General features: G+C 70.5%; 16 protein-coding genes. 8 read left to right on the forward strand and 8 right to left on the reverse strand.

The features are described 5' to 3' along the window. Window positions 1-23: 23 nt before the first annotated feature. On the forward strand, window positions 24-863 hold the full coding sequence (locus tag KME78_RS27110; RefSeq protein WP_219532173.1) for a hypothetical protein: 840 nt from the start codon (window positions 24-26) through the stop codon (window positions 861-863). Here KME78_RS27110 and KME78_RS27115 read toward each other — a convergent pair. Both KME78_RS27115 and KME78_RS27120 read right to left on the reverse strand, forming a co-directional pair. Continuing rightward, entirely contained in the window at window positions 826-2,049 is a 1,224-nt protein-coding gene (locus tag KME78_RS27115) for a cytochrome P450 (protein ID WP_219532174.1), read from the reverse strand. The genes KME78_RS27110 and KME78_RS27115 overlap by 38 nt on opposite strands. A gap of 22 nt (window positions 2,050-2,071) precedes the next feature. Beyond that, window positions 2,072-3,193, reverse strand: coding sequence for a CaiB/BaiF CoA transferase family protein (locus tag KME78_RS27120; RefSeq protein WP_219532175.1), 1,122 nt, complete (start codon window positions 3,191-3,193; stop codon window positions 2,072-2,074). A gap of 140 nt (window positions 3,194-3,333) precedes the next feature. Between KME78_RS27120 and KME78_RS27125 the strand changes: the two genes are divergently transcribed. The 4 genes from KME78_RS27125 to KME78_RS27140 all read left to right on the forward strand — a co-directional run bounded on the left by KME78_RS27125 (window position 3,334) and on the right by KME78_RS27140 (window position 8,608). Continuing rightward, window positions 3,334-4,875, forward strand: a complete 1,542-nt coding sequence (locus KME78_RS27125; RefSeq protein ID WP_219532176.1) for a serine/threonine-protein kinase — start codon at window positions 3,334-3,336, stop codon at window positions 4,873-4,875. After that, on the forward strand, window positions 4,872-5,864 hold the full coding sequence (locus KME78_RS27130; RefSeq protein WP_219532177.1) for an NAD(P)-dependent oxidoreductase: 993 nt from the start codon (window positions 4,872-4,874) through the stop codon (window positions 5,862-5,864). Before KME78_RS27125 ends, KME78_RS27130 begins: the two co-directional genes overlap by 4 nt. A gap of 130 nt (window positions 5,865-5,994) precedes the next feature. Then, a complete protein-coding gene (locus KME78_RS27135; protein ID WP_219532314.1) occupies window positions 5,995-7,344 on the forward strand; it encodes an FAD-binding oxidoreductase in 1,350 nt (449 codons plus the stop codon). Between the two features lie 4 nt (window positions 7,345-7,348). Next, window positions 7,349-8,608, forward strand: coding sequence for an SAM-dependent methyltransferase (locus KME78_RS27140; protein ID WP_219532178.1), 1,260 nt, complete (start codon window positions 7,349-7,351; stop codon window positions 8,606-8,608). Window positions 8,609-8,970: 362 nt separating this feature from the next. On the opposite strand, the gene KME78_RS27145 is transcribed toward KME78_RS27140, so the two are convergent. Both KME78_RS27145 and KME78_RS27150 read right to left on the reverse strand, forming a co-directional pair. After that, window positions 8,971-9,549 (reverse strand): DUF6939 family protein, encoded by a 579-nt coding sequence (locus tag KME78_RS27145; RefSeq protein ID WP_219532179.1) that lies wholly within the window; start codon window positions 9,547-9,549, stop codon window positions 8,971-8,973. Window positions 9,550-9,682: 133 nt separating this feature from the next. After that, window positions 9,683-10,303: a class I SAM-dependent methyltransferase gene (locus KME78_RS27150; RefSeq protein ID WP_219532180.1), complete on the reverse strand. Its 621-nt coding sequence runs from the start codon at window positions 10,301-10,303 to the stop codon at window positions 9,683-9,685. Window positions 10,304-10,374: 71 nt separating this feature from the next. Here KME78_RS27150 and KME78_RS27155 point away from each other — a divergent pair, with 71 nt between their 5' ends. Then, on the forward strand, window positions 10,375-10,812 hold the full coding sequence (locus KME78_RS27155; protein ID WP_219532181.1) for a MerR family transcriptional regulator: 438 nt from the start codon (window positions 10,375-10,377) through the stop codon (window positions 10,810-10,812). A 127-nt stretch (window positions 10,813-10,939) separates the two neighbouring features. On the opposite strand, the gene KME78_RS27160 is transcribed toward KME78_RS27155, so the two are convergent. Together KME78_RS27160 and wrbA are read right to left on the reverse strand one after the other, a co-directional pair. Further along, entirely contained in the window at window positions 10,940-12,349 is a 1,410-nt protein-coding gene (locus KME78_RS27160) for an MFS transporter (protein ID WP_219532182.1), read from the reverse strand. A gap of 14 nt (window positions 12,350-12,363) precedes the next feature. Continuing rightward, the gene (gene wrbA / locus KME78_RS27165) at window positions 12,364-13,032 is read right to left on the reverse strand and encodes an NAD(P)H:quinone oxidoreductase (protein ID WP_219532183.1); all 669 of its coding nucleotides are present in this window, start codon (window positions 13,030-13,032) and stop codon (window positions 12,364-12,366) included. 73 nt (window positions 13,033-13,105) lie between these two features. Here wrbA and KME78_RS27170 point away from each other — a divergent pair, with 73 nt between their 5' ends. Beyond that, on the forward strand, window positions 13,106-13,573 hold the full coding sequence (locus tag KME78_RS27170) for a MarR family winged helix-turn-helix transcriptional regulator (protein ID WP_219532184.1): 468 nt from the start codon (window positions 13,106-13,108) through the stop codon (window positions 13,571-13,573). A 165-nt stretch (window positions 13,574-13,738) separates the two neighbouring features. Here KME78_RS27170 and KME78_RS27175 read toward each other — a convergent pair whose 3' ends face one another. After that, window positions 13,739-14,629: a Rossmann-fold NAD(P)-binding domain-containing protein gene (locus KME78_RS27175; protein WP_219532185.1), complete on the reverse strand. Its 891-nt coding sequence runs from the start codon at window positions 14,627-14,629 to the stop codon at window positions 13,739-13,741. Between the two features lie 71 nt (window positions 14,630-14,700). Here KME78_RS27175 and KME78_RS27180 point away from each other — a divergent pair, with 71 nt between their 5' ends. Further along, the gene (locus KME78_RS27180) at window positions 14,701-15,642 is read left to right on the forward strand and encodes a GlxA family transcriptional regulator (protein ID WP_219532186.1); all 942 of its coding nucleotides are present in this window, start codon (window positions 14,701-14,703) and stop codon (window positions 15,640-15,642) included. Between the two features lie 60 nt (window positions 15,643-15,702). On the opposite strand, the gene lanL is transcribed toward KME78_RS27180, so the two are convergent. Then, on the reverse strand, window positions 15,703-18,315 hold the full coding sequence (gene lanL, locus KME78_RS27185; protein WP_219532187.1) for a class IV lanthionine synthetase LanL: 2,613 nt from the start codon (window positions 18,313-18,315) through the stop codon (window positions 15,703-15,705). Window positions 18,316-18,401: the final 86 nt, after the last annotated feature.

Consider the following 18,401-nt stretch of genomic DNA (forward strand, 5'->3'; position numbering starts at 1 on the left):
CGCCGCATGTCGTCTGCTCCGCCATGATCGTCTGCTATGCCAGGGGTGGCGGGCTCGGCCATCTCACCCGGGTCGGGGCCTACCTGCACACCGTCCATCCGGGCGCCGCGGCCACGATCCTCACCGAATGGCCGGGTGATCCGGCCGCGCTCTCGCGGGCCGACGAGATCGTGGTGGACGCCTTCCCCGCCGGGCTCGACGGCGAGCTGGACGCGGCGGGGGTGCCGCCGGGGGTGCGGGTCGTGCACCTGGCCAGGCTGCTGCGCTGGGACGCCTACCGGCCGCTGATCCCGGACCGCCCGCTCCGCTTCGCCCAGACGTGGCTGGCCGAGCCGGTGAGCGGGCCGCACCTGGCGTACCTGCGCTCGGTCTCGGATCGGATCGCCCCACTGGCGCTTCGGGATCCGCCGGGCCCGCCCGCGATCGCTCCCGGAGACCTGCCGGGCCGGCCGCCCGCGACGGCTTCGCCGGGCCGGGCGTCTGTGACGGCTCCTGAGGACCCGCCGGGCCCGTGGGGCGTGACGGCTCCCGGGGACTGGCTGATCGTGCATTCCGGGCCGTCCGAAGAGATCCTGGAGCTGGTGGCGTACGCGCGGGAGAGCGCCGCCCTGGAAGGGCTCAGCCCACGCCTCGTGCTCGTCTCGCCCGCCGCCCCGCCCGGCCTGCCGGCCGAGGTCGCGCATCTCGCCGTCCGTCCGGCCTGGCCGCTGTTCGCCACGGCCGGCCGCATCGTGTCGGCCGCCGGTTTCAACGTGGTACGCCAGGCCGCGCCGTACCGGCACAAGCACCGGATGGTGCCGTTCCCCCGCCGCTTCGACGACCAGTTCACCCGCGCGGCGAGAGCACGACGGGAAACGACGTGACGCCGCGGACGAACGCGTTGGGCAGGATACGCGGACCGGCGTCGTCGGCCCAGGCGGCCGAGCCCACCCGGTCGATCCACTCCTCGAAGAAGATCCGTAACTCCAGCCGGGCCAGGGCCGCGCCCAGGCAGAAGTGGGTGCCGAGGCCGAACGCGATGTGCCCGCCCGCCTTCCGCGTCACGTCGAAGACGTCCGGGCGGTCGAACACCGCCTCGTCCCGGTTCGCCGAGCCGTACATGAGCAGGACCTGCTGGCCGCGGCCGATGCGCTGCCCGTGCAGGACCGTGTCGCGGGTGGCCGAGCGGCACATGTTGAGTATCGGCGTGGTCCAGCGGATGAACTCCTCCACCGCGTTCTCGATCCGGCCCGGGTCCTCGCGCAGCAGCCGCCACTGGTCCGGATGGCGGATCAGCGCGTCGATCGCGGTCGCGATGACCGTACGGGTGGTCTCCGCGCCGCCGTCGAGCAGCAGCAGCGCCTCGTTCGCCAGGTGGTCGTCGTCATAGGCGGCCCGGCCGGACCAGAGGGTCACCAGGTCGTCGGCCGGGCACTTGCGGCGCTCCTCGGCCAGGGCCAGCACGGCCTCGCCGAACTCGCCCGCCGCGACCGCGGCCTCGTGGGTGACGTAACGCAGGCCGCCGCCCGCCACGATCGTGCTCTCCGACCAGTGCTTGAGCCGCGGCCAGTCCGCGTCGGGGAAGCCGAGCAGCCAGCCGATCATGCGGGCGGGCAGCGGCGCGGCCAGAGCCGGTACGGCGTCCACGGTGCCCGTCTCCAGGGCCTGGTCGATCAGCTCGGTGACGACCTCGCGGACGCGGCCGGCGTAGCGTTCGTGGACGTGGCGCGGGGTGAAGCGGCGGTAGACGAGGCGGCGGTGCTCGGCGTGCTCGGGGTCGTCCATGCCGATCATCGACGGGTCGGACGGCAACTGGGGGCGGTAGCCGCCGGTGCTGGTCCACAGCCCGGGATCGCGTTCGATGGCCGAGATGTCGGCGTGCCGGGAGATGCCCCACAGCCCGTTCGCGGCGTCGTGGTGGACGGGGGAGTGGGCGCGCAGCCAGGCGTAGACGGGTGCGGGGTCGCCCGCGTACAGGGCGCCGTCGAGCAGGTCGGGGTTCATGTCGGGCCGGGACTCCCTCAGGTCGGGGTTCATGTCGGGCCGGGACTCCCTCAGGTCGGGGTTCATGTCGGGCCGGAACTCACTCAGGTCAGGCCAGCACTCCCTGGGAGCGCAGTTTCTCCGCCGCCTCGGCGCTCAGGCCCCAGGCGGACAGGTCGGCGAGCCGGGTGGCGGGCGAGAGGTCCTGGCCCGGCACGCCGAGCAGGCGCGGAGCGGGGACCGGCTGGCTGAGCCCGCCGACGTCGGCGAAGGCGCCTCTGGCCACGTTGTGCGGATGCCGTACCGCCTCCGCCATGGACAGGACCGGCGACACGCACGCGTCGGAGCCCTCGAACACCGCCTCCCACTCCGCCCGCGTCCGCGACCTGAACTCCTCGGCCAGGCGCGCCCTGAGCGCGGGCCACTGCTTCCTGTCGCCACGGTCCGGCAGGTCCGACAGCCCCATCCGCGTCACCATCGCCTCCCAGAACTGCGGCTCCAGCGAGCCGACCGCCAGGAACTCCCCGTCGGCCGTCTCATAGGTGTCGTACTGGGGGGCGCCCGTGTCCAGCAGGTTCGTGCCGCGCGGGCCCCAGAAGCCGCTCTGCACGCCGTGGTAGAACATCGCGAACAGGATCGAGGCGCCGTCGACCATGGCCGCGTCGATCACCCGGCCCTTGCCGGTGCGTTCCCGCTCGAACAGGGCGAGCAGGACGCCGTACGCGAGCATGAGGCCGCCGCCGGCGAAGTCGCCCAGGATGTTGATCGGCGGCGTCGGCTTGCCGCCCTCGCGGCCGAGCATCGACAGGATGCCGGAGATCGCGATGTAGTCGATGTCGTGGCCCGCGGTGGCGGCGAGCGGGCCGTCCTGTCCCCAGCCGGTCATCCGGCCGTAGATCAGCCGCTCGTTCACCGCGTGGAGGTCGTCGGGGCCGATGCCGAGCCGTTCCGCCACACCGGGCCGGAACACCTCGATCACCACATCGGCGTGCCCGGCCAGCTCCTTGAACGCGGCGACGCCCTCGGGCGACTTCAGGTCCAGGCCGATGGTGCGCTTGCCGCGGTCCATGACGTCCTTGCGCGGCTCGTCGGACACGGCGGCCACGCGATCGACGCGCAGCACGTCAGCGCCGTGGTCGGCGAGCATCATCCCGGCGAACGGCCCCGGCGCGAGCCCCGCGAGCTCCAGCACCCGGACCCCGGAGAGCGGACCCTGACGGCCTTCGGACATCGGCATCTCCTACGACTCGGCTGGCCCCAGTAGAACAACATTCGGTGACCTGTGGCAAGACGCCTTCCCGACCTTCAGGCAGACATACGCGAGGTATGGGAAACTTGCCCACTGTTCGGGTGGGTCTATAAGGGTTGGACATGGTTTCGGATAGCAACCGGCTGGTCGCCAAGCGCTACCAGTTACTGCGCGAACTGGGGCGGGGCGGTATGGGCGTGGTCTGGGAGGGCCGCGACACACTGCTCAACCGGCAGATCGCCGTGAAGGAAGTGCTCCTCCCCCCGGGACTGCCTCGGGCGGACCAGGAACGGCAGCTCCTCCGCACCGCCCGTGAGGCACGTGTGGCGGCGCGGTTGAACCACCCGTCGGTCGTCTCGATCTACGACGTGGTCGAGGAGGACGGCCGGCCGTGGATCATCATGGAGCTGGTGCGGTACCCGTCCGTGGAGGAGGTCGTCGCCACGTCCGGAGCCCTTCCGGTGCGGCAGGCGGCCGACGTGGGCCGGCAGGTCCTTTCGGCGCTGCGAGCCGCGCACGCGGAGGGGATCCTGCACCGCGACGTCAAGCCGAGCAACATCCTGCTCACCGACGACGGCCGGGCCGTGCTCACCGACTTCGGCATCGCCACCGCCGAAGGTGACGCGTCGCTCACCCAGACCGGGATGGTGACCGGCTCGCCGAGCTTCCTGGCTCCCGAGCGGGTGCGCGCGGCCGAGTCCGGGCCCGCCTCCGACCTGTGGTCGCTCGGCGCCACGCTCTACGCCACGCTGGTCGGCCGGTCGCCGTTCGAGCGCGGCGATCCCATGGCAACGCTGAACGCGCTGCTGAGCGACGAGCCGGACTACCGCCGGATCCCGCCGATCATGCACCCGGCCCTGCAAGGGCTGCTGCGCAAGGAGCCGCACGAACGGGTCAACGCCGAGCAGGCCGACGCGCTGCTGGCCGCCGTCGTCGCCGCCAAGCAGCCGAACAACGACCGGGTCGTGGTCGAGCCGAAGCAGCGCCGCGGCGGTGGTCGTACCCTCGTCGCAGTCGCTGCGGCGGCGGCGCTGGTGGTCGGGGGAGGCGGGTTCGCGTTCTTCAAGCTCAGCGGGGCGGCCGAAGGGGCGCCGGTCGTCACGACGAGCGCGATGGCGGTCAGCGCCGCGCCGAGCACGGCGACGCCCAGCGCCGAGACCAGCGAGACGCCCACCCCCACCCCGTCGCCCACCCGCACCAGGGTCGTGCCGACGGTACGGGCCTGGACGTCGCCCGACGGTTGGTCGATCATGCGGCCGGTGGGCTGGAAGGGCGCGCGCAAGGAGGCGTACACCGAGTGGACCCGCCGGGACCGGGCCGCGCACCTGGGCGTCGAGGCCGTCTACGTCAACCTCGACCCGAACCAGCTCATCCGCGACTCGCAGGAGACCTTCGAGCAGAACGCCACGGACCTCCAGACCCTGCGCCGCAGGGCCGTCACGCACCAGGGGACCAAGGCCGTGGAATGGGAGTTCACCTACACGGCGGGGGCGACCGGCGACGCGCCGTGGAGCACGCAGGGCACGAAGTATCACGAGGTCCGGCGGGCGGTGGCGATCGGCGACACCGCCTACATCCTGTCGTGGACGGCCACCGAGGCCCAGTGGAAACGAGACCAGGGGTTGATGCGGCAGGTGATCGCCAGCTTTACGGTGGCCGCATGAGTTCAACGTCGCCCTGGGACCTGCTCGCGCTGCCGCCGCTCCCCGAGGAGCTGCTGCGGCAGCTGCTCGCGCCGCTCGGCGACCGGGTGGCCGTGCGGGTGCCGCCGGTCCGTGACCGCGCCGCGCTCCTCGCCTCGCTGGCCGAGGCGGAGATCGTGCTCGGCGACTGGACGGCGCGGCTGGCGCTCGACGCGGAGGCGGTGGCCGCCGCGCCCCGCCTGGCCTTCGTCCAGCAGCCCTCGGTCGGTGTCGACGGCCACGACCTGACCGCCCTGGCCGCCGCGGGCGTGCCGCTGGCCAACACGGCGGGCGTCAGCGCGGTCGCGGTGTCCGAGTGGTGCCTGGCCGCCGCCCTGTCCCTGTCGCGCAAGCTCGCCGAGGCCGACGCCGCCGTCCGCGCGGGCCACTGGCCGCAGCAGAGCCTCCAGCCGCGCGAGCTGCACGGCCGGCAGGTCGGCATCGTCGGCTTCGGCCCGATCGGCGCGGCCTGCGCCCGGCTGTTCCGGGCGTTCGGCTGCGAGGTGTCCTACTGGACCCGCACCCCCCGCGAGGAGCCCGGCTACCAGGAGCTGGAGCCGCTGCTGTCCACCTCCGACGTGGTCGTCGTGGTGATCGCGCTGTCCGACGAGACCCGCGGCCTCATCGACCCCCGGCGGCTGAAGCAGGGGGCGTTACTGGTCAACGCGGCCAGGGGCGGGGTCGTCGACCAGGCGGCGCTGGCCGCCGCGCTCACCGGCGGTCATCTCGGCGGCGCCGCGCTCGACGTGTTCGACGTCGAGCCGCTGCCCGACGGCGATCCGCTGCGCGAGCTCGACGGGGTGCTGCTGTCGCCACACGCCGCCGGAGTGACGCCGGAGTCCACAGGACGCCTGCTCACGGCCACCATGGCGAACCTTACGGCGGCGCTGGACGGACGCGAGGTAGCGAATGTGATAAACGGTATATCTCCGATCATCCGCCGGAAGTTTAAGGGTTCGCCCACCGCGTAGGCATACGACCTGGCACGATAAACAGTTTTCGTGTCTTTAACGACCCCGGTCTGGTCGATGTCAGTCCAGGGAGATACCTTCTTCAGGACGATCTCTACCAGCTCAAGGGGGTGCTTCAGTGACGACGACGATGTCGACACACCAACGGGCAGTAGAGCACATCAGGCAGTCCTACGCGGAGCTCCCGGGGGACGCTTCGCCACGGCTGTCCAAGGCCACGTCCAACCTCTTCCGATTCCGCGACTCGGGCAAGACCGCCAAGCTCTCCGCCAGGGAGCTCGACGAGGTCATCAGCGTCGACCCGGTGACGATGACGGCCGAGGTCCAGGGCATGACGACCTACGAGCACCTGGTCGATGCCACGCTGCCGCACGGGCTCATGCCGTACGTGGTGCCCCAGCTCAAGACGATCACGCTGGGCGGCGCGGTGACGGGGCTCGGGATCGAGTCGACCAGCTTCAGGGACGGCCTGCCGCACGAGTCGGTCGAGGAGCTCGAGATCCTGACCGGCGATGGCCGCGTCGTCATCGCCCGCGACGACAACGAGCACCGCGACCTGTTCCGGACCTTCCCCAACTCCTACGGCACGCTCGGCTACGCCCTGCGCATCAAGATCAAGCTCAGGAAGGTCGAGCCGTACGTCAAGCTGACGCACGTCAAGTTCACCGACGCCGACAAGTGCATGCTGGCCCTGCAGGAGATCTGCGACAGCATGGAGCATGACGGGGAGCCCGTCGACTTCGTCGACGGCGTCTTCTTCGAGCCGGGGGAGCTCTACATCACGGTCGGCCGCTTCGCCGAACGCGCCCCCTACACCTCCGACTACACCGGCATGCGCATCTACTACCAGTCGATCAGGCAGCGCAACCGCGACTGGCTGACGATCCGCGACTACCTCTGGCGCTGGGACACCGACTGGTTCTGGTGCTCGCGTGCCTTCGGCGTCCAGCAGTCGGTGGTCCGCTCGCTGATGCCGCGCCGCTGGATGCGTTCCGACGTCTACCGGCGGCTGGTCGCGCTCGACCGGAAATACGGCGTGGTCGCGCGCATCGACCGGTGGCGTGGCCAGCCGGTCCAGGAATCGGTCATCCAGGACGTCGAGATCCCGGTCGAGCGGGGCGCGGAGTTCCTGGAGTTCTTCCACGACAAGGTCGGCATGACGCCGGTGTGGATGTGCCCGCTGCGGGCCTCGTCCCGCTGGCCGATCTACCCGATGGAGCCCGGCAAGCTGTACATCAACTTCGGCTTCTGGGGAATGGTGCCGCTGCCTCGGGGGCAGTTCGACGGTTACTACAACCGACTCATCGAAAACTCGGTGCACGAACTCGACGGGCACAAGTCGCTTTACTCGACCTCTTTCTACGCCCGTGAGCAGTTCTGGCAGCTGTACAACGGCGATGCTTACTGGCCGGTCAAGCAGGAATACGACCCGAACGGCCGAATGCTTGACCTGTACGACAAGTGTGTACGGGGAAGGTGAGCAGATGGCTCTCGCATCCATCTTTGAGAAGATCGTTGGCTCGGAAGCCAACATCGCGTTCATGGCCTACGACGGCAGCAAGGCGGGACCCGACGGTGCGGACCTCGCCCTTGAGGTCAAGTCCCCGATAGCGGTCGCCTACCTCGCCCAGGCGCCCGGAGAGCTCGGCCTGGCCAGGGCCTACATCTCCGGCCACATCGACATCCACGGCGACATGTACACCCTGCTCGACCGCATGTGGAACATCACCACCAACGACCTGACGACCTCGGAGAAGCTCGCGGCCGTCCGTTCGCTGGGCCTGAAGCCGCTGCTCATGCGCGTCCCGGCGCCGCCGCAGGAGATCCGGTCGAGCACCCTGGCCAAGCTCGGCTCCCGGCACGCCAAGCAGCGTGACGCCGAGGCGATCCACCACCACTACGACGTCTCCAACCGCTTCTACGAGTGGGTCCTGGGCCCGTCCATGGCCTACACCTGCGCCGTCTTCCCCTCGGAGGAGTCGACGCTGGAGGAAGCGCAATACGCCAAGTTCGACCTGGTGGCCCGCAAGCTCGGCCTCGAGCCCGGCATGCGGCTGCTCGACGTCGGCTGCGGCTGGGGCGGCATGGTCATGCACGCCGCCAAGCACTACGGCGTCAAGGCCCTCGGCGTCACCCTCAGCAAGCAGCAGGCCGAATGGGCGCAGAAAGCGATCATCGACGCCGGGCTCCAGGACCTGGCCGAGGTCCGCTTCATGGACTACCGCGACGTGGCCGAGACCGGCTTCGACGCGGTCAGCTCCATCGGTCTCACCGAGCACATCGGCAAGCACAACCTCCCGTCCTACTTCTCGTTCCTGAACAGCAAGCTCAAGGCGGGCGGGCGGCTGCTCAACCACTGCATCACCCGGCCGACCGGCACCGAGAAGACGTTCAACAAGGGCGGCTTCATCAACCGCTACGTCTTCCCCGACGGCGAGCTGGAGTCGGTCGGCTACCTGGTCAGGCAGATGGAGGACCTCGGCTTCGAGATCCGCCACGAGGAGAACCTCCGCGAGCACTACGCCAAGACGCTCCGCCACTGGTGCGACAACCTCGACGCCAACTGGGCCGATGCGGTGCAGGAGGTGGGCATGGGCACCGCCCGCGTCTGGGCGCTGTACATGGCCGGCTGCATCGTGGGCTTCGAACGCAACAAGGTGCAGCTGCACCAGGTGCTGGGGGTCAAACTCGACTCGGAGGGTCGCGCCGGGGTGCCGCTGCGACCGTCGATCGACTGGCCCTAGAGCTTTCCGGTGTGAGGGGTTCTGGTCGACCCCTCACACCAAAGGCCCACCCCTTACCCGTCTGGGTGGTTGGCCGTCTGATGCCCGCCCGCCCACAACGGCCCTTCGCTCCGGACGCTCTCCCAGGCGGCTGAATGACCTCGCTCCGCTCGGACGCCTTTTTGAACGCTTCGCCGGGCTGGCTGGACACGTCGACCAGGACAAGATGGGTCACCGGAAATTCGGGGCCGACCCGGGAGCCGGTGTTGTAGCCCTGCACTTGCGTCATCGGCGGATCCCGAGCACCTGACGGGATGCGTTCTCGCCCTGCTCGCCGCCCTCTGATCGGAGTGGACGCGCGGCGGCTCCACGGATTGCGCGTCTCAGGCAGCGCGATCCGATTGATCGTCCTCGTCCGGCCATTCGTTCTGGAGATAGAGGCGTACGAGCGCGGCATGGGACAGCGGCGTCCTGGGATCCGTGACCTCGCCGTTGGTGGTGTAGTCGAGCAGCACAACCTCCTGCTCGTCAGTGAGGTCGCGGAGGCGCTCGATCAGGTCGGTGGTCTTGTTCTCCAGGACCCATCGGTAGGCGGGCAGGTAGATGTGCCGTCTTGCCGTCTCGTACCCCAGCAACCGCTCCCCACGTAAGCCATCGCGGTGCCCGCGCACTTGGCCGTATCTGCGGACGGTGCGCTTGAGACCGGCCATGGTGGTGATGTCCAGCTTGGTGAGGTCGACGTCCATGGTTTCGAAGACCTTGAGTGCCTGCCAGATTCCTTCGACCGACTGACCGGTGACGCCGTGCGTCCGCGGCACCGGGATGCCGCCGTGCGGATAGAACGGGCTCAACCGCACCCATGGCTCAGCCGCCTTGGAGGTCACGTCGATGATCTGCGCTCCGGGAAAGGCCTTGGCGAGCGAGGCCGCCGAACGACGACGGCCGGCGATCCGGATCGGCACGAGGACATCCCTTCCGAACTCTTGGCGGCAGAGCCCAGCATGCCCGACGGCGCCGACAATTCCGGAAGATCATCAGTCCCGGGGGGGCGAGTCCGAGCCCGATGAGTCGAATGCCGGCGGAGAAGCTGGTCGGTCATGACGGCATGCCGGTCGGATTGTTGGCCAGCACACAGGCAACGGGCGGGTCGAGCTCCAGCATCTCGACCCGGAGCTGGGTGAAGCCGGCCTGGGTGAGCAGGTCCTGGAGCTCTTGGGCGGCCCGGGCCGTGGTGTCCCGGGTGGCGCCGGGGGAGCGAGGCTGGCTGACGAGCGCGATGCGTCCTGCCGGGCGGAGCAGGCCGCGCAGCTCGCGAAGCCGTTCCACCGGGTCGGGCCAGAACCCTGCGGAGTTGACGGCGAGGATGGCATCGAGCGGGTCGCCGAAGCTCGGCAGCTGCTCCACGGAGGCATGCGTGAGGTGCACGCGATGGGCGCGGATGGCGGCGGCGTTGCGACGGGCGGCGTGCCGGACCATGGCCTGCGAGTGGTCGATGCCGAAGACGTGGCCCCGGGTGGCGCGGCCGGCGAACTCGGCGATGGCGATGCCGGGACCGAAGCCGATCTCCAGCACCCGGTCGGTGGGCCGCACGTCCAGCAACGACACCGCCCAGATGTTGCGCCGCCGGTTGGAGGGGCGAAGGGCGAACATCCAGCCGTTCGCCCACCCGACGATGCCCCGGGGGCGATGGGCCTGGCCCACCAGGTATCTGATCACGCGTTGCTTGAGAGACGTACCTGCTGTCTGCATGATCGCCAGTCAACGGCTTCAAGTACGCTTGAAGTCAAATGGACGAGCAGCTGACGATCGGTGAGCTGGCGGCCCGCACCGGTGTCGCCACCTCCGCCCTGCGCTACTGGGAGGAGCTCGGCCTGCTCCCGGCACCGGCCCGGGTCGCAGGCCAACGGCGTTATGCGCCATCGGCGGTCGGGCTGGTCGGTGTGGTGGTGATGCTGAGAGATGTCGGTTTCACGCTGCGGGAGATCAAAGCGTTCGTCGCGTCTCGTTCGCCGGCCGGCGACGGGTGGCGGGAGCTGTACCAACGCAAGCTCGCCGAGCTGGATCAACGGATCGCCCAGGCCCAGGTGGCACGCACTGCCATCGCCCACGGCCTGGCCTGCCCGCACAAGGACATCCTCGAGTGCCCCAACTTCACGGGCGGGGTCGCGGCGCATCTGGCGGGATCTTCTCTCGAAGAGGCTCACGAACAGATTCATTCGCACTGACCTTGCCGTAGGGACAGGCGGCCGCACCGTCGGCGCGACATCATCACGGGTGACGGCTCACGTCGACGACCGCCGCCACGCCCACCCATATGTTCCTGTCCGTCATCGTGGGTCGTGTCGTCGTCGGTCAGTCGCGCCGGTGCCGTGGCAGCAGCAAGCTGACCACCGCGATGGCCACGCCGAGCCCACTCGCCATGAGGAAGACCCGGTCGTAGCCGGCGGCCAGGGAACTCCGGCCGGCCTGGGTCGCGGCGCCGGCGGCCGTCGCGAGCACCGCGAGGCCTACCGACCCACCTACCTGGTTGGCGGTTTGGGCCAGGCCGCCGATGATCCCCGCATCGCCCTCGGGAACGTCGGCGGTCGCCGCGGCCATGAGGGTGGGGAAGGTCAGCCCGATGCCGACCGCGATGAGCAGCGTAGGCCCGAGCACGCTGGTGACGTAGCCGCTGTCGGCGTGGGCCTGGGCCAGCCAGCCGAAACCGGCCAGGAAACAGCCGCAGCCGGCCAGCACCAGAGGGCGCACACCGGTCCGCGGCAGCAGGGCGGCGGCCCATCGTGCGATCACCATGAACGTCACCGCCGCGGGCGTCTGCCCGAGCCCGGCTTGAAGCGCGCTGAAGCCGAGTACGTTCTGCAGGAACAGCGAGGTGAAGTACCACATCGCGATGGCGATGCCGCCGAACAGCAGCAGCATGCCGCTGCCGACAGCGACGCCCCGGATTCTGAACAGCCGCAGCGGCATCATCGGCTGGGCGGAGAAACGCGCCTCCACCACGGTGAAGACGACGAGCAGGAGCAGGCCCGCCACGACCGGCCCGACGACCAGCACGGACGTCCAGCCATGATCGGCGCTCCGCATGACCCCGTAGATCAGCGCTGCCAGCCCCGCCGTCCCCGTGACCGCGCCAGTGAGGTCGAGCGGTTCCCGCCGGCCGGTTCGCGCGCCGGCCAGCGACATCATGGCCACGACGATCAGCACCACGCCGATCGGTACGTTGATCAGGAAGACCCACCGCCACGACAGGCCGGTGGTGATGGCACCGCCCGCGACCGCGCCGGCCATTCCCCCCACACCGCCCGAGGCGGACCATGCGCCGAAGGCCCGGGCACGCGCGTGCTCCTCGGTGAAGCCGGTGTTGATCACGGCCAGCGTGGCCGGGGCCAGCATGGCGGCTCCCACACCCTGCGCGACGCGTGCCGCCACCAGGATCTGCGGCGCGGTCGCCAGGCCGCCGGCCAGACTCGCGACGGAGAACAACAGCAGCCCGGCGACCAGCATCCGGCGCGGGCCGAACAGGTCGGCGGCGCGGCCGCCCAGCAGCATGAAGCCGGCGAAGGTCAGCAGGTAGCCGTTCACCACCCAGGCCAGGCCGGTGGGCGTGAAGCCGAGGTCCTCGCGGATCGACGGCAGGGCGACGTTGACGATGGACGCGTCCAAGATCACCATGAACTGGCAGGCACACGCCAGCGCCATGATCATCCAGGCGGGGCCGGCGTGTGGCCTGGCCCGCTGAGGTGCGGTGCGGGTGTCTTTCACGACTTCCTCGCTGCTCACGCGGTCTGGGAGGTTGTTCCGGCCAGGCTTCCGCGGGCGTTCCCGTCGCCTGCGGAAGCCTGGCTTCCTCTCAGCCGGATCGTGATCTGAGCCAGCCGCCGTCCCTGGTACCTGGCCGCTTCCAGCGCCGCGGCGTCCGGGCCGTCTCCGGTCGGGCCGGTCACGTACGACGTGCCATAGGGGTTGCCGCCGGCGGCGTACACGGCCGGATCGGTGAATCCGGGCGGGACGATCAGCGCCCCCCAGTGGTAGAACACGTTGCCCAGTGACAAGATCGTGGCCTCGCTGCCGCCGTGCCGGTTGAACGCCGAGGTGAAGGCCGTCACCGGCTTGTCGGCCAGCCCGCCTTCCCGCCACAGCCCGCCGGCCTGGTCGATGAACTGCTTGAGCTGCGCCGCCGGCGCGCCGAACCGGGTCGGCGTGCCGAACGCGAACGCGTCGGCCCACGCCAGGTCCTCGACCGAGGCCTGGGCGATCGATGTGGTGGCGTCGGCGTGCTGCCGCCACTGCGGGTTCTGGGCGATCGCGCTGTCGGGTGCCAGTTCGGCGACCCGCCTCAGCCGTACCTCGGCCCCCGCTGAGGCGGCGCCCTCGGCGACGGCCTGCGCGAGGGCGTGCACCGTTCCTGTCGCGCTGTAGTAGATGACCGCGACCTTCACCGTCATGTTCGGCTCCTCGATGTAAGATTAGTTATGTGGATAAATATTATGCGCATAACTAACTTGTCAAGGAGGCCCCATGGACTTCGACCAGGCCGACGCCCTCAACCAGGCCATTCGCCTGCTGAGCCTGCGCCACCGGGCCAGGGCCGCGGCGCTGCTGGACCCGCTCGGCCTGCATCCCGGGCAGGAGGCGCTCCTGCTCGCGCTCGCCCGTACCGGCCCGCGAACCCAGACTCAGCTCAGCGAGGCGCTCGGCTGCGAGCCGCCCAGCATCACGGTCATGACCCGCAAGCTCGAGGCCGCCGGCCACATCCGCCGCGAACCCGCTCCCGCCGACAAGCGCGCCAGCATCGTCGAACTCACCGACAGCGGCAAAGCCCTGGCCGACCAGGTCAAGCGGCTATGGTGCGCCCTGGCGGAGGAGACCGTGACCGGCCTGCCCGCTGAAACGGTGGCCGAACTACCCGGCATCCTCCGAACCTTGACCGGCAACGTGGATACCAGGCGTCCCCGCAACCCACACGGCGCCGGCCCGGAATCGTGACGAACCGAGCGCGTCGGCGTGGGCCCGCTGTCTGATTGTCGTCAGCGGAACCGGCGGAAGAACTCCCGCACATCGTCGACCAGGAGGTCGGGTGCCTCCATGGCGGCGAAGTGCCCGCCGCGGCGATCGCACACATCCGAGACCTCACCGCAGCCATCGACTGACTTAGATCACTTCCCGGAGCACGTCGTCGACCGGTGTGGCGCTCACGCCGAGGATCTTCTCGGTCTCGGAGTAGTCGATGACGAACGGGTGGCCGGGCTTGGTGAGCACTTCGTGGAATTCGGCCCAGAACGGCTCAGTGAAGGCGAGCAGGGCCAGATCGCGTTCGGTCAGCTCTTCCATCCGAGGCTTCGGCGCCCCCGCGAGCTCGGCGAGCCGCCCGGCCAGTTCCCGCACCGACAGGGTCGAGGTGGGTGCGTGCCAGGCCCGGCCGTACGCCTGCTCGTCGCGGCCCGCGGCGACCAGCGTGCGTGCGGTGTCGCCGATCGCCGAGTAACTGTGCGGCAGGTCGAGTTCCTGCGGGACCAGGGCGAGCCGGCCGTCGAGAACCTGCCGCTGCACCATGAGACTGAACACCGAGAACGCGCCGGCGCCGTAGAACTGACCGGCCCGCACCTCGGTGACCTTCACCCCCGAGGCGGCGGCTTCCTCCCAGACGAGCGCCCTGGCCCGGCCCTTGCGCCCGGTCGCGGTCAGTGGGAAGTCCGGCCTGAGCGGCCCGTCCACCGGCCCGTAGGCGTAGAGGTTGCCGAGCATGACGTAGGCGACGCCCGTCCGCCGCACCGCGGTGAGCAACGACGCCGACAGGATCGGAAACTGCTCGGGCCAGGTGTGGTACGGCGGCGCGGCGGTGGTGAACAGCGTGGTGGCCCCCTCCGTCAACTGGGTGAGCCGATCCGTGTCGGTCGCGTCCGCGGCGACCTTCTCGATGAGCGGGTGCTCGGGCCCGCCGCCGGTTCGGCTGATCATTCGTACCTGCTCGCCGTCCTCGGCCAGCAGGAGAGCGGTCTTCGACGCGGTGGCCCCGCGACCCACGATCACGTGAAATTTCATGATGACAACGGTGCCGACTGGCGGCCTCGTAGCATAGTGGCCGGAATGCCGACTATCCGGAGGATCTGGCCATGCACCGCGTCGCCGCAGTCGTCGTGCCCCCCGTGCTGAGCTTCGACGTTTCGATCCCGCTCATGGTGTTCAACAGCGTTCCCCACTATGAGGTGCGCGTCTGTACGGCGCGGCCCGGCCCGATGCCGACTGTCGGGGGCCCTGACATCGTGGTGACGGATGGCCTGGACACGGTGGAGGGCGCCGACACGGTGCTCGCCGTCGGCAGCGGCGGCGAGCAGGCTCCCGTGGAGACCCTCGACGCCTTGAGGAAGGCTGCGGACCGCGGCGCACGAATCGCCTCCCTGTGCACGGGTGCGTTCGTACTGGCCCAGGCCGGCCTGCTCGACGGGCGCCGCGCCACCACCCACTGGGGGCTGGCCGCCGACCTCGCCATCCGTTTCCCCTCGATCGATGTTCAGCCCGACCTCCTCTTCGTCGAGGACGGCGGCATCTTCACCTCCGCGGGGGCCGCCGCCGCCATCGACCTGTGCCTGCATCTGGTCAGGGTGGACTACGGCGCGGCGGTCGCCAACGCGGCCGCGCGGCTCGCGGTCGTCCCTCCCGTACGGCCGGGTGGCCAGGCGCAGTTCATCGAGACCCCGCTGCCTCCCGAGCGCGGCACCTCACTCGCCCTCACCCGGGCCTGGGCCCTCGCGCACCTCGATCGCCCGCTCACCCTGGCCGATCTGGCCGGTCACGCCAGGACAAGCGTCCGGACCCTGACCAGGCGCTTCCACGCGGAGACCGGGTTGAGCCCGCTCCAGTGGCTGCTGCACCGGCGCATCGACCGGGCCAGAGAGCTGCTGGAGACCACCGAACTGCCCATGGACCAGGTGGCGGAGAAGAGCGGCCTGGGCAGTGCGGATTCCCTGCGCAAGCACATGGCCGACCGGGTCGGGCTCACTCCCAGCGCCTATCGCGCGAGCTTCACCCGGATGCCCACTGCCACGTCCCCCTGAGCCCGGCCGTTGAGTAGCGACGCGATGACGAACCCGCCCAGCTCCCCGCCGACGATCTACTCAGGGGAGGCGCCAGTTCGCCGTCCACAGGCGAGCTCCGGTGCGGCGGTCGAGGCGGCGGAGGAATGACAGGACACCGGACGCGCCGGTCGCCCAGGTGTAGCCGGGCTTGTCGAGGTCGTTGCCGGTGAAGACCGGTGCGGAGAACTCGCCGCCAGCGCGCATCAGCATCAGCTCGACGACCTCCTCGGCGCCCCGCCAGTAGCCGTCGTCGCCGGTGGCCATCGCCAGGTCGATCAGTGCCTCGCCGATGCCCGCCAGGCCGCAGCACTGGGACACCACCCACGCCTGCGGCGCGATGGCCAGGCTCGCGCGGGCGCCACGCTCGGCCAGGTCGAGGTAGTGGTCGTCGCCGTACGCGGTGGCCGCGTGCGCCAGCGGGCCGAGGATGCCCGAGACCCCCTGGCACCAGGACGCGCCCATGGCCTTGGCGTCCGGCCCGGCGAGTTCGCCGAGCATGGCCTCGGTGGCGATGGCCAGCGATGCGAAGCGTTCCCTGGCGGCCTGCCCGGCTGCGTGGTCGCCGGTGGCCTCGTGGTAGGAGAGCAGGAACTCCGCGCAGCCGGCGGCGCCGTGGGCGAAAGCCATCTCCACGTTCACCCCCGAACCGGCCTGGGCCGGTGCCACCGCGTCCTTGGAGTCCGTCACCTCGCCGGAGACGAGCAGCCTGGCGCATTCGGCGGCCACTTCCAGGTGGCGCGGATCCTGCTCCAGCGCGGCCAGCGAGAGGTGTCCCGCGCCGATCCCGGCGACGCCGTGCGCCTGGTCCGCGCGCTGCTCGCCCTCCAAGACGATCGGCCCGGGGTCCGGCAGTTCGGGGACGGCGGTCAGCCGCGCGGCGGCGAGGAACAGTGCCGTTCCGGTTCGGCCGAAGTAGAGCGCCGGCGGGAGCGCGGTGGGCGGCATGACGCGGGCCGTCCAGCGAGCCAGGTCGGCGGCGACGGCCTTGGCCTCGGGGTGGTGCAGCAGCTCCATGCCGACCCCGGCCGATCCGCCGTAGACGTTCGTCACCGGCGGGCTCGCCGTGCGGTCCGCAGGGCCGTCCATCAGGCCCTCGGCGAACCGTACGCACGCGCGGGTGGTGTGGTCCAGGACCCGCGACAGCAGATCGCCGGTGAACCGCACCCCGTCAGACCGCGACACGGTACGGCCCGGTCGCCCGACGCCGACGCCGGCTCCGGCTCCGGCCCCGGCCCGCAGGTCGGCCGCGGCGGCCACGCGCTCCTCGGCGTCGAGGCTCAGCAGACGAGGCAGCAGCCCGATGATGCCCGTCGTGACGCCGGGGAACATCCGCGCCAGGCAGATCACCGTCCGTTCGACGTTCCGGGCCTGGTCGGAGTCGATCATGATGGGGTTCATCCCGGTCGCCGCGAAGAACAGCGTCGCCCCGAGCGAGAAGTAGTCGTCGGCGGGTTCGGAGGAGCGGTCCGCCTGCTGGCCGGGCACGCTGTAGCCGCGGCTCCACCCGGGAAGTTGCAGCCCCTCGTACCTGCTGTTGCCGAAGTCGATCAGCGTGCAGCGGCCGTCCTCGCCAAGCACCACGTTCTTGGGGGAGAAGTCCCTGACGACGACGCCGCGCGCGTGCACGGCGTCCAGCACCTCCAGCAGCCGGCCCGCCAGCGCGGTGAGGTCCCTGCCGCCGCCGTCATCGGCGAGGGTGAAACGGCCCTGCTCGCCGACGAACCGGTTGAGGTCCAGGCTGCCGGCATCGGTCATGACGAGGAACTCGTCGTCGCCGTGCCGGAAGTGGTCGATCGGAGTGGGGACGCCCGCGACGCCCTCCAAAGCCTTGAGGATGCGCAGCTCGTTGCGCAGGTACATGCGAAGGTCCCAGCCTTCGGCGTTCTCGCCCACGTAGGCGCGGGACTCCTTGACCACGACCGGTCTGCCGTCGGCGTCTTCGGCCCGGTAGACGTTGCCGCGCGGGCCGCGCGCGACGCCGGACGTGAGGCGGTACCGGTTGCCGATCAGCTTGACGGGCGCCTCGCCGGCGTCCGGCCCGGCGGTGCTCTCCTGGGACGGCCTGGCGGTGCTCTCCCGGGACGGGCCGGGGGCGCCGCCCTGCGGGCGGAACGGGTCGGTCGCCCACGGCGGGCAGGTGAACTCGGGTCCTGCCGCGCCCGGCAGGTGCTCGCCGTCGGGGCCGACGATGATCAGCTCGAAGTCGCCGTTCTCGTCGACGCGGTACTGCGGAGCGAAGGGGGCGTACCGGTAATAGACCGGCGCGTCGGGGCGTACCCGGCGATCGCTGACGATGCGCGGCGCGGCCAGCCCCGCCAGTGCCTCGGCCAGCCGGTGACCGAGGGGGACGACCTCGTCCGGCTGTGGGTAGACGGTGATGGCCTTGCCGACCGCGCCCGGGTCGAGGTCTCCGGAGTTGAGTTCCGCGAGCTTGTCGGGCGAGAGGGCGACCTTGAAGTCGCAGGACACGCCGGCCAGGACGGGCAGGACCCGGTCGAGCGTGGCGGCCAGGGTGCCGGGACGGGCGGAGACGTGCAGCTTCCAGCCCTGGTTGGGCGTCGTCGCACGCGGGTCGTGAACACTGACCCAGGTGTCGCCCTCGTAGATTTCCCTAGTATTCGACTCGGCAAAATGGGTAAGGGTGACAACCACATTTACTGTCAACGGGAAAACCCTTCTGCGCCGGAGCGGCCGGATGCTCGAAGAAAGGCCACCGGAAGTGCGCCGATGGCCTTTCC

The organism is Nonomuraea guangzhouensis (genome assembly GCF_019396345.1).
GTDB lineage: Bacteria > Actinomycetota > Actinomycetes > Streptosporangiales > Streptosporangiaceae > Nonomuraea > Nonomuraea guangzhouensis.